Origin of the sequence: Nannocystis punicea, assembly GCF_026965555.1 — a bacterium.
GTDB classification, from domain to species: domain Bacteria; phylum Myxococcota_A; class Polyangia; order Nannocystales; family Nannocystaceae; genus Nannocystis; species Nannocystis punicea.
Map to the genome: position 1 here is coordinate 2,875,091 of NZ_CP114040.1, position 15,977 is coordinate 2,891,067.

Sequence of the window (15,977 nt, forward strand, 5' to 3'; positions counted from 1 at the left end):
GTCGACGGTGCGTCGGCGTCGGCTTCGACGACCCCGAGGTCGTCCGCGGCGCGACCACGAGTTCGCCGATATGTTCGCAGAGACAGGTGAGGCGGGGCCGGCTGCCGGGCTGCCAGGTCGCGCCGGTGGTGGTGGACGTCGAGGCCGCGCTGCTGCGTTCGCCGAGCACGGCCGAAGCTCGCAGTCGCCGCCGTCGGCCGCGACGCTGAACTCGGCGCTCTGGTGCCCACGAGGTCGTCGTCGCCGGCCGCCTCGTTCCGCGGGGGACCGGAAGATGTCGTCCTGCAGCCGTTCGGGACCTGCTGGGTGCGACCGTCTGCGACAGGCTCGAGCGGACCGGCCGGCATCGAGCACGATTGCGGGCCGGCGGGCCTGCGGCCATTGACCGCGACCTGCGAAGATCGGTGCACTCATTCGTGCGAGCCCGCGAGCGCGGGATTGCCCTGTCGCGTCCGCCGAAGGCGCGCGGCGAGAAGGCGCGCGTCCTCGTACACGTGCGCAAACACGGACCCTGCTCGGGGCGCTTGCGACGATCGCGGCTCCGGGACCCTGGTAGAGTGGCTGAAATGCGTAACATCTGCCTCGATATCGCCGCTCTGACGTCGTGCGCCGTGCTGCTCGCGGCCTGCGGCGACGGTGGACCAGACTCCACCGATCCCACCGTCCAGGTCACGTCGGCCACGATCACCGCCACCGGCGAGATGACGTCCACCACCGCGCCCGGGACCTCCGAGCCCACCACGATGGTCCCGACCGACCCGGGCAACAGCACGGTGGGCACCGAGTCCGGGACGACGGACACCGGCAACGAGCCGGAGACGTCCAGCACCGGCACCACCGGCACCACCGACACCACCGACACCACCGCCACCACCGATACCGATACGACCAGCGCGACCGACACGACGGGGATGTCGATGCCGTGCGTGGAGGCGAACTGTCCCATGGGACAGTTCTGCGACCCCAATGGCGACACCTGCGTGCCCGGCTGCAACGACGACAGCGACTGCAACAGCCCGTCCAAGTGCGACGTCGGCAGCAACACCTGCAAGGGCTGCCTCGGCGACGGCGACTGCCCGCTCGGCACCGTGTGCGACGCGGGCGAGTGCGTGCCCGGCTGCAACGACATGCAGCCGTGTCAGGACGGCCTGGCCTGCTGCAGCAACAGCTGCGTCGACCTGCTGGTCGACACCGCCAACTGTCAGAGCTGCGGCAACGCCTGCCCGGAGCCGGCCCACGGCGAGGCGTCGTGCGTCATGGCGCAGTGCGGCCTCGGCTCGTGCACGGCCCCGTGGAACGACTGCGACAAGGACCCGGCCAACGGCTGTGAGAACCAGGGCCCGTGCCAGTGCGAGCCGGGCGCCCAGATCGCCTGCTACACCGGCCCCAACGGGACCCAGGGCGTCGGCATCTGCAAGGAAGGCATGCAGACGTGCAACCCGCAGGGCACCGGCTACGGCCCGTGCAACGGCGAGATCACGCCCAACCCGACCGACATCTGCAGCAACGCGCTCGACGACAACTGCAACGGCCAGGTCGACGAGGACCCCGACGCCGACGGCGACGGCTACACCGTGTGCGGCGGCGACTGCTGCGACGAGGTCGGCCCGAGCTGCCTCAACCCGCCGCTCGTCAACCCGGGCGCGTTCGAGGTCGGCGGCAACATGGTCGACGACGACTGCGACGGCACCAAGGACAACCCGGTCCCCTCGTGCGACGGCAACCTGGCCAGCAATTCGTCGAACGCGCTCGACTACGCCAAGGCGATCGACCTCTGCCAGACCACCACCGAGAACCCGCCGCAGAACCAGAAGAAGTGGGGGGTCATCTCCGGCACCCTCACCCGCGCCAACGGGGCCGGCGCGATCGACTCGGCGGCCAAGTCGATCCGTCCCGGCTTCGGCACCAACGTGGTCCCGCAGCAGAACGCCCGCCTGGCGATCCTCTCGACCGGCAACGCCGCCGACCAGAACGACGCCAACCCGGGCTACGCCGACTTCCAGGGCGGCAAGGACAACGGGGCCGACAGCCCCGCCCCGGCCGACTGGCTGGGCGCCAACGGCGGCAACTTCCCCAACGCCCCCGGCTGCCCGGGCCCCAACAGCAACCAGGCCAACGACAGCGCGATGCTGAAGCTGCGGATCCGCGTGCCGACCAACGCCAAGTCGTTCAACGTGCAGATGTACTTCTACTCGGCCGAGTGGCCCGAGTACGTGTGCACGCAATTCAACGACCTGTTCGTCAGCCTGGTCAACTCGAGCGCCGCCGGCAACCCGAACGACAAGAACATCGCCATCTACACCACGCCGAACAACCAAAAGTACCCGGTCGGCGTCAACCTCGCCAAGGCCGCCCCCGGCCTGTTCACGCAGTGCAAGAACGGCGCCTACGCCTGCCTGGGCAACGGCGGCAACTACAACGGCTGCACCAGCCAGGCCGGGCTCGCCGGCACCGGCTTCGACGTCGTCGACAACGGCTGCGGCACCAACAACACCACCGGCGGCGGCACCGGCTGGCTGAAGATGTCGGGCAACGTCACCGGCGGCGAGATCATGGAGATCCGCTTCGCCATCTGGGACACGGGCGACGGCTCCTGGGACTCGCTGGTCCTCCTCGACGACTGGGTCTGGTCGGTCCAGGCGTCGCAGCCCGGCGTCCAGCCCAACTGAGGCATGGCTCCACCGTGCCTGCACATCGACCGGATCGAGGGTCGATGCGCAGGCACGGGCTCGCGTGTAGTCTCTGGACGATCCTGCGAGGATCTGTCGCGCGTCCGCGGCGTCCAGGGATCACCATCGAGTCGCCATGCAACCACTTCTGCGATCGTCCGTGCCCGTCCGTATCGGCGGGCTGCTCATGCTCTTGACCTCGGCCTCGCTCGTCGCACGGGTCGCCCGCGCCGACGAGCTGAAGTGGGGCACGTACCTCGGCGGCGCCGACGACGATCGCCTCTACGCGGTCGATGTCGACGTCGACGGCAACATCTACGTGACCGGCAGCACCCGCAGCGCCACGGGAGTCACCAAGGCCGCCCACAAGCCGGCGCCGGAGGGCACGGACGCGCTCCTCGCCAAGTTCGCGCCGACGGGCGAGCTGCTGTGGGCGACGTGCTTCGGCGGGCCCGGTGAAGATCACGCGTTCGCGGTCGCGGTCCGCGGCGACTCGGTGGTGATCGGCGGGCGCACTGCGTCGTCCAGCGGGATCGCGGTCGACTCGAAGTTCCAGGGCGCGAAGGACCCGGCCCCCGAGGACGACGGCTTCGTCGCCCAGTTCACCGACGACGGCGCCCTCGAGTGGGCGACCTATATCGGCGGCGACCGCCTCGACTTCGTGAACGCGTTCGCGGTCGGCGAGCAGGGTGAGCTGTTCGTGGTCGGTCGATCCGGGCTCGGGCCGGAAATCGCCGGCCTCGACTCGCACCAGCCCGAATTCGGCGGCGGGGTCGACGGCTATGTCCTCGTCCTCGACGAGACCGGCGCGAGGAGCTGGGGCACGTGGTACGGCGGATCGGGCTTCGAGGAGGTGCGGGCCGTGGCGCGCCGCGGCGACACCCTGTACGTCGGCGGCCACACCAGCTCGGCGACCGGCATCGCCACCCCCGGGGCGTTTCAGCCGACCTACGACGATGCCATCGACCTGTTCGTCGCCGCCTTCGACGTCGACGGCGCGCGGCACTGGGGTTCGTACTTCGGCAGCGCCGGCGCCGAGACCGAGGCGGCCATCGTGGCGCACCCCGACGGCGGCGTCGTGCTCGCCGGGATCGGGTCGAAGCCCGGGCTCGCCACCGACGGGACCGCGCCGGTGGGCGAGGCCGACGTGATCCTGGCGCGCTTCGACGACACCGGCGCGCGCGTGTGGAGCACGTACTTCGGCGGCCCCGAGGACGACTATCCGCGGCACCTCGCAGTCGACCCGACCGGCGGGCTCGTCCTCGTCGGCATCACCAATTCCGCCGCGGGCATCGCCTCACCGGACGCGTTCAAGCCGGCGCTGGGCGGCGACCGCGACGCGTTCGTGGCCGGCTTCGGCGCCGACGCGGCGCACCTGTGGGGCACGTACTTCGGCGGCGAGGTCGTCGACGACGCCGGAAGCGTCGTCGTCACCCACGACCGTCTGCTCCTCGTCGGCCGCACCGACTCGACCGCGGGCATCGCCACGCCCGCCGCCCACCAGGACGTCCACGCCGGCACCAGCGACGGCTTCCTCGCAGTGTTCGGCCGCCTCGCCCCGCTCGGCGGGCCGTGTGTCGCTGCCGACGCGTGCGCCTCGGGCCTCTGCAGCGACGGCGTCTGTTGCGACACCGCGTGCGGCGGCAGCGACGACGGCGACTGCCAGGCCTGCAGCGTCGCCGCCGGCGGAGCCGCCGACGGCACTTGCGGTCCGCGTGCCCCCGGTCCGTGCCGCCCTGCTGCGAGCGAGTGCGACGTCGAAGAGGCGTGCGACGGCGTCGGCCTCGTCTGCCCCGCCGACCTGTTCCAGGACGACGGCACCGCGTGCGCGGACGGCCTGTGTTCGCGCGGCGCGTGCATCCCCTCGGGCGAGACGGCGGAGCCGACATCGACGGCGACGACCGGTCCCGACTCCGACTCGGGGACCGGAGGCCAGCCCGTCCCGACCACCGGCGAACCGCCCACCGGCACCGCCTCGACCGCCGGCGAATCGTCGGGGAGCGACGAGCTGACCGATTCCTCCGGTGGGTCGCAGACCGAGGACGCCGGCTGCGGCTGTTCCGCGACGTCGACGCCCGGCCTGCTGGTCCTCGGCCTGCTGGTCCCGCGACGTCGCCGCCGTCGCTCGGGTGTGCAGTGAGTTCGGCCGAGCCGACGCGAGCCACCCGCACCGACTCGCGCGCGCAGGTGCGGCGAGCTCGAGAGATCGCCGATCGCCTCGAGCGCGCTGTCTTGCTACGTAGTCGGGTCTACTCCGCGAGATCCGCCTCCGGCGGCGGCATCGACAGCGCAGTCGGTCCGGCGTCGCCGCCCTTGCGGGCGATGGCGTCGGGGACGACCCGGAACGTGACATCGGTGAAGCCGCCGGTGAGGACCTCTCTGAAGTTCACCCAGTAGCCGGAGTGCGTACAGGTGTCGTACACGGCGGATTCGATGAGACATTCGTTCGGGTGGAGATCGAAGATCTTCACGTTGCTGTCCCAGGTGAACCGGTCGTTCGTGACGTAAAACCCCGCGGTGGTGGCGGTCAGCTCGTCGCCCGAGTCGGTGACGATATAGACGTAGCTGCGGGCGTCCGGGAACGGCGGGAGGTCGGCGGAATCGACCCTGCGGCACTGTTGCGGCTCGATCCGCCACCAGCCCCGGGTCTTGTAGGACAAGTAGTCGCAGCGACCGTCGACGACTTGCGAGAAGCTGCACTCGGTGGTGATGATGCGGCTGCGGTAGATCCGCGAATATGCCGACCAGACGCTCTCGGACAGGTCGTTGCAGATCGTGAAGCCGGCCCGCGCCTCCTGGGCGGCGAGGGCGAGCGCGCAGAACGTGATGGTGGTGGCAATGGCATGGATCGAGGGCATGGCTCTCCTCCTTCACAAAAGATCGTCTCGGGCTCGGCGCTGGCCGCCCGCTCGTCGCCGTCCATCGAGGGCGTGGGAGGGCGCCGACGTCTCAAGCTGTAGCGCCGCGCTCGGAGCCGGCCTGCCGGTCCGTGCGACATGGCCTGAGATACGGTTATCGTCACCCAGAGCGCCGGCACTCCGCGTTTTGCGGGGCGCACGCCCGGGCCGTGCGGGGGCGAAGCTCGCGGCGCCTGACCCGAAGGCCTGCTCACCGGCGCTCGACCGGGGCAGCGCCGCCGACAGCGACGGTCCCGCCACCGGCGGCTCGGACGCCGAAGATGCCGTTCGCGGCAGCATCGCCGGCACCCGCCGCGCGAGCCGTCGATCCCCGGAACCTGTCCATGATTTTTTTAGAAAGAGGCGCGGGTCTGGTTTCGTGAGTGTGGGGATTCGACGTCCTGGCAGCCCGGCGATCGATCGATCTTGATGCACCTGTCCGTAAAGACATGGATGTCGTACTCGCGAAGGCCTCGGTCGGGACGGCGAGCGGGTCGTGTGCGGCTTCGTCCACTGCGCACCAGCTCGCGCTCGACATGCCGCCGGACTCACTGGAGCCTCATCGCCGACGAGTACCCCTGCACGACCGTCAGGGATGGATCCGCGATCCGCAGCCGCCTCCGGGCCTTGAACCGGCTCCAGCAGCCGCGCGCGGTCCGGCGCAAAAACTGCCGCCGGGCAGGCGCTGGGGGTCCGCGCTGCTGTTCGGGCAGCCTCGTCGGACCTCCTCACGCGGCGTATCGACGACGCACCGGTCGAGGACGGTACCCGCAATCCATCTCATGAAGTGGCGGCCGGGCCGGGGACGAGCACGCGCGATTTTCGTGACCCGTACAAGACGCAGGCAACTTCGGGTAGAACCCTTGGCGATGCTCGACGACAGGATGGGTGGGTGGTCGTTGCTCCTGAGCTTGTGCGTGGCCTGCAACGGCGGGGAGGACCCGAACGAGGCGACCGGGGTGAGCGCGACCGTCGGGCAGCAGAGTGTCGGCGGTCCGGGCGGGGGCGGCGAGGACAGCGAGACCGGTGTCGGCACGACGGATGACGTGGTCGTGACGGGCAGCGGCGGGCCCACCGAGACCGGTGGGACCGGCGATAGCGACGGCGAGACCGGCGACAGCGACGGAGAGACCAGCGACGGCGGCGTGGACCCCCCGTGCGTGGGCTCCGGGTTCGCCGACACGCCCACCGTCTGGTCTGTCCCTGTCGCGCTCAACGTCGGCTCGTTCGCCGACGGCTTCTGCGAACCGTACACCTACAGCACCCTCGATCTCGACGGCAACGGCAAGGGCGACCTGGTCGCGACCAGCGACTGCGACGACCAGACCGCGCTCGGCTCGACGCACTGGCTGGTGTACCAGAACACCGGGTCGGGCTTCGCGGACCAGCCCAGCATGTGGTCGGTCCCCGCGATCCTCGACGCCGGCAGCCCCGGCAGCACGTACTGCGAGCCGTACACCTACACGTTGCTGGACCTGGCGGGCGACGGCCTGGCCGACCTGGTCGCGACCAGCGACTGCGACGATCAGACCCCGCTCGGCACCTCGCACTGGCTGGTCTTCGAGAACACCGGGTCGGGCTTCGCCGAGGACCCGACGAGTTGGTCGGTGCCGCCGGAGCTCAACGCGCACCAGCCGGGCTGGGGCCTCTGCGAGCCGTACTCCTTCGTGCTGCTCGACCTCGAAGGCGACGGCCGGAGCGACCTGGTCGTGACCAGCGATTGTGACGACCAGACCGCGCTCGGCACCAGCGAATGGTGGGTATATCCCAATACGGGGAGCGGCTTCGCCGCGGAGTCCCACATCTGGTCGTTGCCGGTGTTCCTCGACGTGGAATGGCCGGTGAGCAGCTACTGCGAGCCCTACACCTACACGCTGCTCGATCTCGACGGCGACGGGCTGCCGGAGCTGGTAGCGACCAGCGATTGCGACGATCAGACCCCGCTCGGCAGCACACAATGGCAGCTCTTCGCCAACACCGGCAGCGGGTTCGCCGACCAGCCGGAGACCTGGCCGGTGCCGGCGGTGCTCGCCGCGGAGAGCTTCGGGAGCGACAACTGCGACCCCTACGCCTATGTCTCGGCCGACTACGACCGCGACGGGCGCGTCGACCTGGTGGCGACCACCGATTGCGACGACCAGACCCCGCTCGGGACCTCGCACTGGTTGATCTACGGGAACACCGGCGCGGGCTTCGCCGAGAGCCCGAGCCAATGGTCGGTGCCCGCCGAGCTCGACGCCGGCAGCCTGTCCAGCGTGTACTGCGAGCCCTACGCGTACGTGGTCAGCGACGTCGACGGCGACCAGGTCCCCGATCTGGTCGCGACCTCCGATTGTGACGACAATCAGCCGGTCGGGAACGAGCACTGGCTGGTCTATCGCGGTCTGTGCGGGTGACGGCTCGCCCGCACGAAGCCCCGATGAATCACCGCGGGCAGCGAGCCCCTTGCGCTTCGGCGCTGGCGCTCGTCGCCGTCGCCTCCGGCGCAGCAAAAAAATTCGACGGGGCTGCGACGGGACCGGGCGGTGGATGACTCGTCGCAGCGGCGCCCGACGACCCCGCCGCGCTCGCATCGATGTCGACGCCGCCGGGCGCGTCGATCTCGTGGTCGCCGGCGGGGGGCGACCGGGTGTCGGTCATCCTCGCCGAGGTCGTCGGCTCGCTCACGCTCGCAGCCGCGTATCCGGCCGACGATCTGCGCGTCGCGGCGATCGGCGATCGCTAGGTCCGATCGAACATGGTCTAAAAAACAGGATGCTTGATGGGCGCGCCTGCGTCGGGGCGTCTGCTATCCTCGCGGAATGAGCTTTCGACCTATTCTTTCCTTCGCGGCGCTCGCGCTGCTATCTGCCTGCCCCGATTCGTCCGGCACCGAGACGGACGCCGGGTCGTCGACGAACGGGGGCTCGACGAGCGACGCGGTCACGACCACCGACGAGCCGACGACCGGCTCGACGACCACGGATGACATGACCCCAGGGTCGACGACCGGCTCGACGACGGATGACACGACCACGGGGTCGATGCCCGGCGCCACCCGGATCCTCTACGCGGTGGTCGCGGAGGGCACGTCCGACGTGGTCGCGGTGCGCAGCGTCGAGATCGTCGACGGCGTCGCCGGAGCGCCGGTGACGCTCCTCGAGGCGCCGGAGGGCGCGAGGTTCGGAGAGTACGATCTCCCGGAGGCGGGCAAGCCGCACGCGGCGGTGCAGTCGTATGGGGCCGGTCCGAAGCGGCTGTGGCTGCTCGACGCCGCCTCGGCCCACGAGGTGAGCCTGCCGGGGGCGTACGACATCCTGTACGTCAACTTCTCGGCGGACCGGAAGCACCTCATCGTCGGCGGGGGGCCGCAGGACCTTCAGCCCGGGGACCTCGAGTTCTCGGTGTGCGAGATCGGGGCCGACGGCGCGTGCGCGCTGCAGGTGTTCGCGCCCTCGCTGGCGCCGATGACGTACCTCTCGTACGTGTTCGATGTCTCGCCGGCCGACGGGCGCCTGTTGTACCAGACCCGGACGCTCGACGACTCGAACACCGAGGTCTTGCTCGGCGATCTCGCAGGGATCGACGCAGCGCTGGTGGCGGCGTCGGCCGACCCTGCGCTGACCCCGACGCTCGCACCCGACGCGAAGACGGTCTATCTCCGCGACGCGACGCAACAGAACTTCGCGGTCGACGTGAGCGCCGATGTGCCGGGTCCGCTGGTGCCGCTGCACGCGCCGCTGGCCGACCTCGCGCGGCCGACCTGGGACCCGTCGATGTCGCACCTCCTGGTGTGGAACGGCGCCGGCGTGTACGGCGACCTCCACCACGTCGCGGTCGACGGGGCGATGCCGGGGCCGCTGCAGACGTTCAACGCGGGCGCGCCGATGCATGTCCAGGCCAAGAGCGCGAAGTTCTCGCCCGACGGCGCCCGGGTCGGCTACCTGGCGGACCACGAGACGCCGGACGACACGCAGCTGTACGTCAGCGAGATCGCGGACGTGGCGGCGCCGCCGAGCAAGATCAACGGAGCGCTCGCGCCGGGCGGCAGCGTCACGTCGGGGTTCACCTTCCTGGCCGACGGGCAGCGCATGCTCTACGCCGCGCGCCTCGATCAATTCCCGGACTACCACGTGTTCCTGGCGCGCCTGGATCAGCCCGGCACGGTCATGCCCATCGGCCCCGCTCCCGAGCACGCGATCCTCACCGTCCAATTGCTGCCGAGCCACGATGGCGAGCGGTTCCTGTACCTCGGCGGCCTCGGCCCGGCGGTGGCCGAGCTGCTGCTGGTCGACATCGCCGGCGACCAGCCGAGCGCGCCGCTCAGCCTGTCGAGCGCGCTGCCCGTGGGGACGCTCCCGACCCTGAATAGCGCGTTCGCGGCCGACGACAGCGCGGTGTTCTTTCGCGCCGCCGCCGACGGGGCTGCGGCCAGGCTGTACATGATTGCGATTGCCCCTGACGTCGGGACCCCGGCGGCGATCTCGGCGGCGGGCGAGAGCGTGCAGCGCTTTGTCGTCTTGCCCTGAGGACAGGTCACGAGAAAAAACGGGCCTTTCCGGGCTTTCGGACATGGCCTAGAAGAACCGGAACACGCAGCGCGTGCGCTGCGAAGCGTTCCCGTTCAATCGGTGCATCGCAGCTGCGATCGCCTCGAGCTCCGCCGCAGGCTGACCTTGACGCTCCTGATAGGCTTTGCAGACCTCGTCGAGCTCCGCTGCCCACAGCCAGGTCGCGCCGCTCCAAGCATTCGCACCGTCGACCGAGCGCGGCGGAATCAACGCATGGCCAGGATCGTCGGAGCGCGCGCCGCTCAGCAGATCGAAGAGCACGTAGTCCCGGTCCAGGTTGATTTGAGCCCACTGCGGCCCCGCGGTTCGTCGCAAGCCCAGGATCTCGATGGTGGCGTTCGCGTCCGTCGACATGCCCCCATCGTAGCGGGAAGGGCGCTCTCGAGCGGCCTCGAGTTTGCGGTCGCGCTCGGTGAAGATGACGACCTCACGGCCAGCGAATTTGTCGCTGGGCGCGATGTCGCCGATGGCGCTGTGGAGACGGCGGGCGTTGTCGTCCTGAAGGCCGGTCCGACGTGCGCGCCTCAGCAGGTGCTCGGCGAGGACCGGTTTCCGGGCCTGCTCGACCCGGCCGTGACAACCCACGACGAGGACGAAGAGCTCCAATATCAGCGGAACTTGCCCGGCCGGTGTTGTACTCGCAGTCGATCTCGGCCTCGATCGACTGCGGCCACGTTCGGACCTCGCTGAGGGCATCGCCTTGGCCACGCTCGCGCACCCGAGGCCGCGTGCTGGGGACCACGGGTTCGAGCACTGCGGCGCGCTCGAGCCGACAAGAGAGGGCGTCCAGAGATGCTTGCCGGATGCCCTTGGGGAAAAGACCCGGGCGTGCTCGGCCGTGTGGGGGGCGACGAATTGGCGCGCCTCTCTTCGTCTATCAAGGATAGCGATCGAGCACCGATCGATAGCCCCAACGAGCGCAGGGGAACCTGCGCATAATGCGCTGAGAGGGATTGGGGGAAACGAGCCGCAGCTCATCCCGAATGGACAGAGACGACCGAGATTTTCGGGGGCGAGGCAATCATCTCTGGATCGGGCACAAGCAATTTAAAGTGTTGTCATCCCGTTGCGGACCTGTCAACATGGCGGCCATGCAGAATCGTTCTTTGAAGTGTATCGAGACGGGATTTCTCGCCGGTGCGTTCGCATTCGCGTTCGCCTTCGTCGCCTCCCTGGGCAGCGTCCAGGCGCGGCCGCAGGTTCAGGACAGCCTGTCGGCCGACGCCGAAGCGGCGCAGGAAGCGGATGACCCGCCGTGCATGAAGTACCTGACGCTCCCGACGTGCCACGCCACGCCCTACAACTGCACCATCTGCTCCATCGGCGGGACCACCGGCCTCGCCGAGGACGACGGCGAGGGTGACGGCGCGGCGCCGCCGGTCCCGCGCTACCTCCCGCAGGCGTTCGGGTTCTAGCGCGTGTGAGCGAAGACCAGCCCGAAGGGGACCGGGTCTTCGCTCTTTTCTGATAGAGTGGAGGGTGAAGTTCTTATGCAGGCGCGGGAGACGATAGGGCCGTTGTTGGTCATCGCCGGGGTCTTCGTGGCGGTGATGTGGTGGCAGCGGAGCGGGACCATCACGCCGCCGGCACCTACGGCAGTGCGCGCAGACAAGAACTCAGCCCTCCCGGAGGGAGGCGGCGGCGGCGTGGACAGTCGGTTGTACGACCCCGCCAACATCATCCTCGATGAATGGTCTTTGCGCCCCGACGACAAGGAGACCCTCTCGACGCGAGCCGATGACGCGTTCGAAGTGGCGTCCTTGTGGGAGCAACAGGGGGAGATCTGGTCGAACACGCTCCTCCACTTGAGTACGCCCTTCTTCGGGGCGGAGGAGCGCCGCCAGTGCGGGGAGAAGTTCGCCCAGAACGCGACCGGCACCTGCAAGTACGGCGTGGCGATGGTCGTCGAGCGGGAAGACGAGAGCTCCGGCAGAGTGGTTTTTTCGCGCAGCGATCTCGTCCCCTCGAAGGAACCGGCCTGCGAAGACTTCGTCAACTGTATCGCCAAGCACCGCCTGGGCCGGGTGATCCCGTTGCCGCCCGGTGATCAAAAGACCTATGCCCTGTCTCAACGGATCTCGTCCGGGCCGGAGAAGCCGCGGACCCCGGACCAACTCCGAGCGTCCGTGGACGGCATGAAGTTCGATCTGCAGCGAGCGCGCGAGCAGGGCCTCGAAGGCGCCGGCGACTACAAGATGGACTACCAGATCCGCATGCAGGAAGAATTCGTGAAGTACTACGAGCAAAAACTCGCCACGATGAATAATTGAGGGCGGACGATGACACTTCGACGAAGCGCGGCTCGATTGCTCGTCGCGACGCTGGTAGGCGGGCTCGCGGCCTTATTGACACGCTACACGCTCTCGCCGGCCCGACACGTGATGCGTGCGGATTTTGCAGCGCTGATCCTCGACGGCTGTCCGGCGGCGAAGCTGCTCCTCGACGAAGTTACGGCCGACCCCGCCGTCGCCGATGTCCTGCTACTCGCTCCTCTCGAATTTCACGAACACCCGCTCGGCCAGCGAACATGCCGCGAGACCCTTCGAGTCCTGCGGCAGCGGGGCGTATGGTCGGTCGCCGTCTTGCCCGAGGCCTGGGCGTGCGACTGGATGGCCGCCGACTTGCGCGAGGCGATGAAGGATGGGATGAACGGTAGCCCCACCTATCTCCGGCGCGGCGAGGTCGTGCAGCTCAGCCAGATCGAGGCGGCGATGACGGCGAACGGCCTCAGTTACAAACCATCTGCGACGACCCACGGCATCCGCTTGGCGGGTTCGACCAACGGTTGACATCTCGCCGGCGCCGGAGTGAAGCGAGCGGACCATCACCCGCGAGGAAGACGAGGATGCGAGGGGGGCGCTCGGTGTCGAGGATCCTGTGAGCGCGCGGGGGTTTCCCGTTGTGCTCGTCGAGCTTGCCGTATCGCTCGGCCCCGGTCGCTCACTTCGGGCAGGGCGGATCCGCCGGACACGAGTCGTTCGGCGGCTGGGGGAAGGTCTGTAGGCAGCGCGCGACATCGACGAAGGTGTTGGTCGCGGTGAAGTCGAGCGGAGCGCCGGTCCAGCCGCGCACCACACCGTCGCGGGCGCTGTGCTCGATGCGGCAGCCCGTGAGGAACACCGAGGCCGGTTGCTGGCCATAGAACACCACCGCGCCGTTGTTGGAGAAGGTGTCGCCCGACAGCGCGCAGTCGTAGCTGGAGATCCCCGAGTCGCCGCCGGCGTAGGCGATGGTGGTGTGCTCGATGCGGTTGTCGGCGGCGGGTGTGCCCTTGAAGGTGATGCCCACCCAGTCGCCCGGCGCCGGCGTCTCGGCCGCCGAGGTGAGCACGATCGGTTTCTCCGCGGTGCCGAGCGCACGCAAGCTGCCGGTGGCGGCTTCGTCGGTGTCGTAGGCCTGCACCAGCAGCCGCGAGCCCTGCTGGAAACGCAGCTGCACGCCCGGCTCGATGGTCAAGCTGCCGGGTGTGCGATCGTCGCCGCTGCTGCCGACCACCAGCATGCCGGCGACCATGTGATAGGGCACGCCGCGATCGTGCAGGGTGGCCTCACCGACGATCTCCGAGTTGCCGAAGCCCTCCTCGATCGTGATCTCATCGTCCTGGTTGCCGGCGTAATGACCACTGGGCACGCTGCTCACTGCACGCTGCCACAGGCGCAGCGGCGCCGAGCCACTGCCGGTGACGGTGAGCTCGCGCGAGTCCTCGCTGAACGTGGCGTTTTGGCTCAGCAAGACGCCGAGCGAGGCTGAATCCTCGATGGTCACGTGCTGCACGCTCGCGAGCGGCATCAGTCCCTGGGCCGAGCGCGGATCGCCGACCAGGACCAGGGTGCCGGTGCCGTCGATGCTCGAGTTGCCGAGCGCGCCGCCTCCACTCAGCGAGGCGTAGGCCAGGCGCGCGCGGCCCGTCTCGGTGACGCGGAGGCTGTCCCAGGCAGCGGCGCCGGCGCGCTCGAAGACGATGGGTTTGTCGGCGGTGCCCTCGGCGATCAGCTCCCCTTCGATCTGCATGCCGACGCGTTCGGCGAAGCGCACCACCGCGCAGGGCTCGATGGTCAGTCGCTGTCCCTCCTGGATGGTCGGCGGAAAATCCACGATGTGGGGGCTTGCGGCCGCGGTCCACACCGCGTCGTCGGACTCGAGCGTGGCGGTCGCGTGCACGGTGCCCTCACCGCTCGGGACACTGCACGTCGCGGGCACCGGGGCGTCGGTCCCGGTGTCGGTGCCAGGATCGGCCCCGTCTTCGCCCTCGCAGGCGACCACGACGGCGGCGCAGAACAGGAGAGCGGACCCTGGCAACGAGCGAAGTGACGGCATGAAAGCTCCTTGGGCGGCGCGCGAGGATGCACCCCCGAAAAACCTCACCGCCCGCACGACATGCTCCAAGGTTTTGCGCAGCTCCGCCATACTCCGATCACCCGGCGCATTGGCCATTCGGTGTCACCCGTTCGGAGACCGAGCATGCTCACCCGCACCCCCACGAGCCGCCCCCCGCTCGTCCGCGGCACGACCGCCATCGATCTCGTCGAGGCCGCCTACCAGCTCGACGGCACGGAGGCCGAGTGGCTCGAGGCCGTGACCGCGCGCGCCCAACCCGACCTCGACGTGGGCGCGGGGTTGTACGCATTTACCGGTGACAGCACCGCTCCGGACTACGCTCGCAGCCCAGTATTCGCCGCGCGGGCTCTCTCGCCAGCGTTCCAGGCGCGCCTGCTCGAGCTCAACGAGACCGCCCCCGACGCGATCTTCGATCTGCTGCGCAAACGACTGGTGACCTGCGGCGGGCTGGAGCAGGTCCTCGGCCGAGGCTCACCGGTGGTCGAGCATTTTCGCCGCGTGATGGTGCGCGCGGGGATCTCCGATGGCTTCTGCATGTTCGCCCAGGACACCGAGGGTGGCAGCGTCACCCTGTCGGCACCGTCCGCCGCCGTCGTGGCACCATCGCCGCGCGTGCGTGGGATCTGGCAGCGCGTGGGCCTGCACCTGGTGGCGGGGCTGCGCTTGCGGCGCAAGCTGGCGGCGCGCACGATGAGTCACGACGCCTTGCTGTCGCCGGCGGGGCGGGTCGAGGACGCCAGCGCCGAGGTCGCGGCCGATGGAGATGCACGGCGCACGCTCACCGAAGCGGTGCAGGCCATGGACCGCGCGCGCAGCGTCGAATTGCGCGGCTCCCCCGAGCGCGCCCTCGAGCTCTGGCGCGGTCTGGTCGCGGGTCGCTGGTCGCTCGTGGAGCACTGGGAGCGAGATGGCCGCCGTTACCTGGCCGCCTACACCAACCGGCCCGGCGTGCTCGACCCGCGCGCGCTGACCTCGACCGAGCAAAGCGTGCTCCGCCACCTGGCGCTGGGCGCAACCAACAAACAAGCCAGCTATGCGCTCGGTCTGCCGGAGAAAACCGTGTCGTCGTGTGTGACGCAGATCCTCAAGAAGCTGCGAGCCCGTTCGCGGGTGGAGCTGGCCGCCCTGCTCCAAGCCCGCAGCGCCGGGTCGCTCGACGTGGCCTTCGCCGAGGACAGGCTGCGGGTGCTGGCGGTGGACGTAAGCGTCGGCGACCCCGACTCGGTGCTCACCCCCTCCGAACGCGAGGTCGCCAACGGCGTAGCGCGTGGTCTCCGCAACGCACAAATCGCCAGCGCGCGGGGCGTCGCGCCGAGCACCGTGGCCAAGCAGCTACAGACCATCTATGCCAAGCTCGGCGTCGACAACCGCAGCCAGCTCGCCCGCCACCTCGCCCGCCACCGCGGGCCGGCGCGGGGGTGAGCGCCGTTCGATCGCGCCCCGAACGCGGCCTTCGCGAGTAGGCCGTCCATGTCCTTACGGACAGGCGCATTACGACAGATCTATCCTCCGATCATCACTCG

General features: G+C 69.5%; 12 protein-coding genes. 9 read left to right on the plus strand and 3 right to left on the minus strand.

The genetic code is table 11. From position 1 onward, the window contains the following. Nucleotides 1-566: 566 nt before the first annotated feature. Nucleotides 567-2,669 carry a choice-of-anchor L domain-containing protein gene (locus O0S08_RS10825; protein WP_269039003.1) on the plus strand — a complete coding sequence of 701 codons (2,103 nt, stop codon included), beginning with the start codon at nucleotides 567-569 and terminating at the stop codon, nucleotides 2,667-2,669. A gap of 160 nt (nucleotides 2,670-2,829) precedes the next feature. Further along, nucleotides 2,830-4,809, plus strand: coding sequence for an SBBP repeat-containing protein (locus tag O0S08_RS10830; RefSeq protein ID WP_269039004.1), 1,980 nt, complete (start codon nucleotides 2,830-2,832; stop codon nucleotides 4,807-4,809). Nucleotides 4,810-4,918: 109 nt separating this feature from the next. Here O0S08_RS10830 and O0S08_RS10835 read toward each other — a convergent pair whose 3' ends face one another. Then, complete coding sequence (locus O0S08_RS10835) at nucleotides 4,919-5,527, minus strand: DUF1036 domain-containing protein (protein WP_269039005.1); 609 nt, start codon at nucleotides 5,525-5,527, stop codon at nucleotides 4,919-4,921. A gap of 908 nt (nucleotides 5,528-6,435) precedes the next feature. On the opposite strand from O0S08_RS10835, the gene O0S08_RS10840 reads away from it, so the two are divergent. From O0S08_RS10840 to O0S08_RS10850, 3 genes are all read left to right on the plus strand, one after another. Next, complete coding sequence (locus O0S08_RS10840) at nucleotides 6,436-7,962, plus strand: FG-GAP repeat domain-containing protein (RefSeq protein ID WP_269039006.1); 1,527 nt, start codon at nucleotides 6,436-6,438, stop codon at nucleotides 7,960-7,962. A gap of 179 nt (nucleotides 7,963-8,141) precedes the next feature. Continuing rightward, nucleotides 8,142-8,291 (plus strand): hypothetical protein, encoded by a 150-nt coding sequence (locus tag O0S08_RS10845; protein WP_269039007.1) that lies wholly within the window; start codon nucleotides 8,142-8,144, stop codon nucleotides 8,289-8,291. A gap of 76 nt (nucleotides 8,292-8,367) precedes the next feature. Next, nucleotides 8,368-10,074 carry a hypothetical protein gene (locus O0S08_RS10850; RefSeq protein WP_269039008.1) on the plus strand — a complete coding sequence of 569 codons (1,707 nt, stop codon included), beginning with the start codon at nucleotides 8,368-8,370 and terminating at the stop codon, nucleotides 10,072-10,074. A 48-nt stretch (nucleotides 10,075-10,122) separates the two neighbouring features. On the opposite strand, the gene O0S08_RS10855 is transcribed toward O0S08_RS10850, so the two are convergent. Then, nucleotides 10,123-10,722: a hypothetical protein gene (locus O0S08_RS10855; RefSeq protein ID WP_269039009.1), complete on the minus strand. Its 600-nt coding sequence runs from the start codon at nucleotides 10,720-10,722 to the stop codon at nucleotides 10,123-10,125. Between the two features lie 485 nt (nucleotides 10,723-11,207). Between O0S08_RS10855 and O0S08_RS10860 the strand changes: the two genes are divergently transcribed. From O0S08_RS10860 to O0S08_RS10870, 3 genes are all read left to right on the plus strand, one after another. Continuing rightward, the gene (locus O0S08_RS10860) at nucleotides 11,208-11,531 is read left to right on the plus strand and encodes a hypothetical protein (protein ID WP_269039010.1); all 324 of its coding nucleotides are present in this window, start codon (nucleotides 11,208-11,210) and stop codon (nucleotides 11,529-11,531) included. Between the two features lie 102 nt (nucleotides 11,532-11,633). Further along, nucleotides 11,634-12,386 (plus strand): hypothetical protein, encoded by a 753-nt coding sequence (locus tag O0S08_RS10865; protein WP_269039011.1) that lies wholly within the window; start codon nucleotides 11,634-11,636, stop codon nucleotides 12,384-12,386. Between the two features lie 9 nt (nucleotides 12,387-12,395). After that, entirely contained in the window at nucleotides 12,396-12,905 is a 510-nt protein-coding gene (locus O0S08_RS10870) for a hypothetical protein (RefSeq protein ID WP_269039012.1), read from the plus strand. Nucleotides 12,906-13,056: 151 nt separating this feature from the next. Here the strand turns inward: O0S08_RS10870 and O0S08_RS10875 are convergent, their stop codons facing one another. Further along, nucleotides 13,057-14,523, minus strand: coding sequence for a beta-helix domain-containing protein (locus O0S08_RS10875; RefSeq protein WP_269039013.1), 1,467 nt, complete (start codon nucleotides 14,521-14,523; stop codon nucleotides 13,057-13,059). Nucleotides 14,524-14,577: 54 nt separating this feature from the next. On the opposite strand from O0S08_RS10875, the gene O0S08_RS10880 reads away from it, so the two are divergent. After that, complete coding sequence (locus O0S08_RS10880; protein ID WP_269039014.1) at nucleotides 14,578-15,876, plus strand: helix-turn-helix transcriptional regulator; 1,299 nt, start codon at nucleotides 14,578-14,580, stop codon at nucleotides 15,874-15,876. The last annotated feature ends 101 nt before the right edge of the window (nucleotides 15,877-15,977 follow it).

Bases quoted from the DNA above. Each gene is read 5' to 3' on its own strand.
- O0S08_RS10845 (WP_269039007.1), top strand. From the start codon at position 8,142: ATGTCGACGCCGCCGGGCGCGTCGATCTCGTGGTCGCCGGCGGGGGGC.
- O0S08_RS10875 (WP_269039013.1), bottom strand. From the start codon at position 14,523: ATGGCGGAGCTGCGCAAAACCTTGGAGCATGTCGTGCGGGCGGTGAGG.
- O0S08_RS10860 (WP_269039010.1), top strand. From the start codon at position 11,208: ATGCAGAATCGTTCTTTGAAGTGTATCGAGACGGGATTTCTCGCCGGT.
- O0S08_RS10880 (WP_269039014.1), top strand. From the start codon at position 14,578: ATGCTCACCCGCACCCCCACGAGCCGCCCCCCGCTCGTCCGCGGCACG.
- O0S08_RS10835 (WP_269039005.1), bottom strand. From the start codon at position 5,527: ATGCCCTCGATCCATGCCATTGCCACCACCATCACGTTCTGCGCGCTC.
- O0S08_RS10870 (WP_269039012.1), top strand. From the start codon at position 12,396: ATGACACTTCGACGAAGCGCGGCTCGATTGCTCGTCGCGACGCTGGTA.
- O0S08_RS10850 (WP_269039008.1), top strand. From the start codon at position 8,368: ATGAGCTTTCGACCTATTCTTTCCTTCGCGGCGCTCGCGCTGCTATCT.
- O0S08_RS10840 (WP_269039006.1), top strand. From the start codon at position 6,436: ATGCTCGACGACAGGATGGGTGGGTGGTCGTTGCTCCTGAGCTTGTGC.
- O0S08_RS10825 (WP_269039003.1), top strand. From the start codon at position 567: ATGCGTAACATCTGCCTCGATATCGCCGCTCTGACGTCGTGCGCCGTG.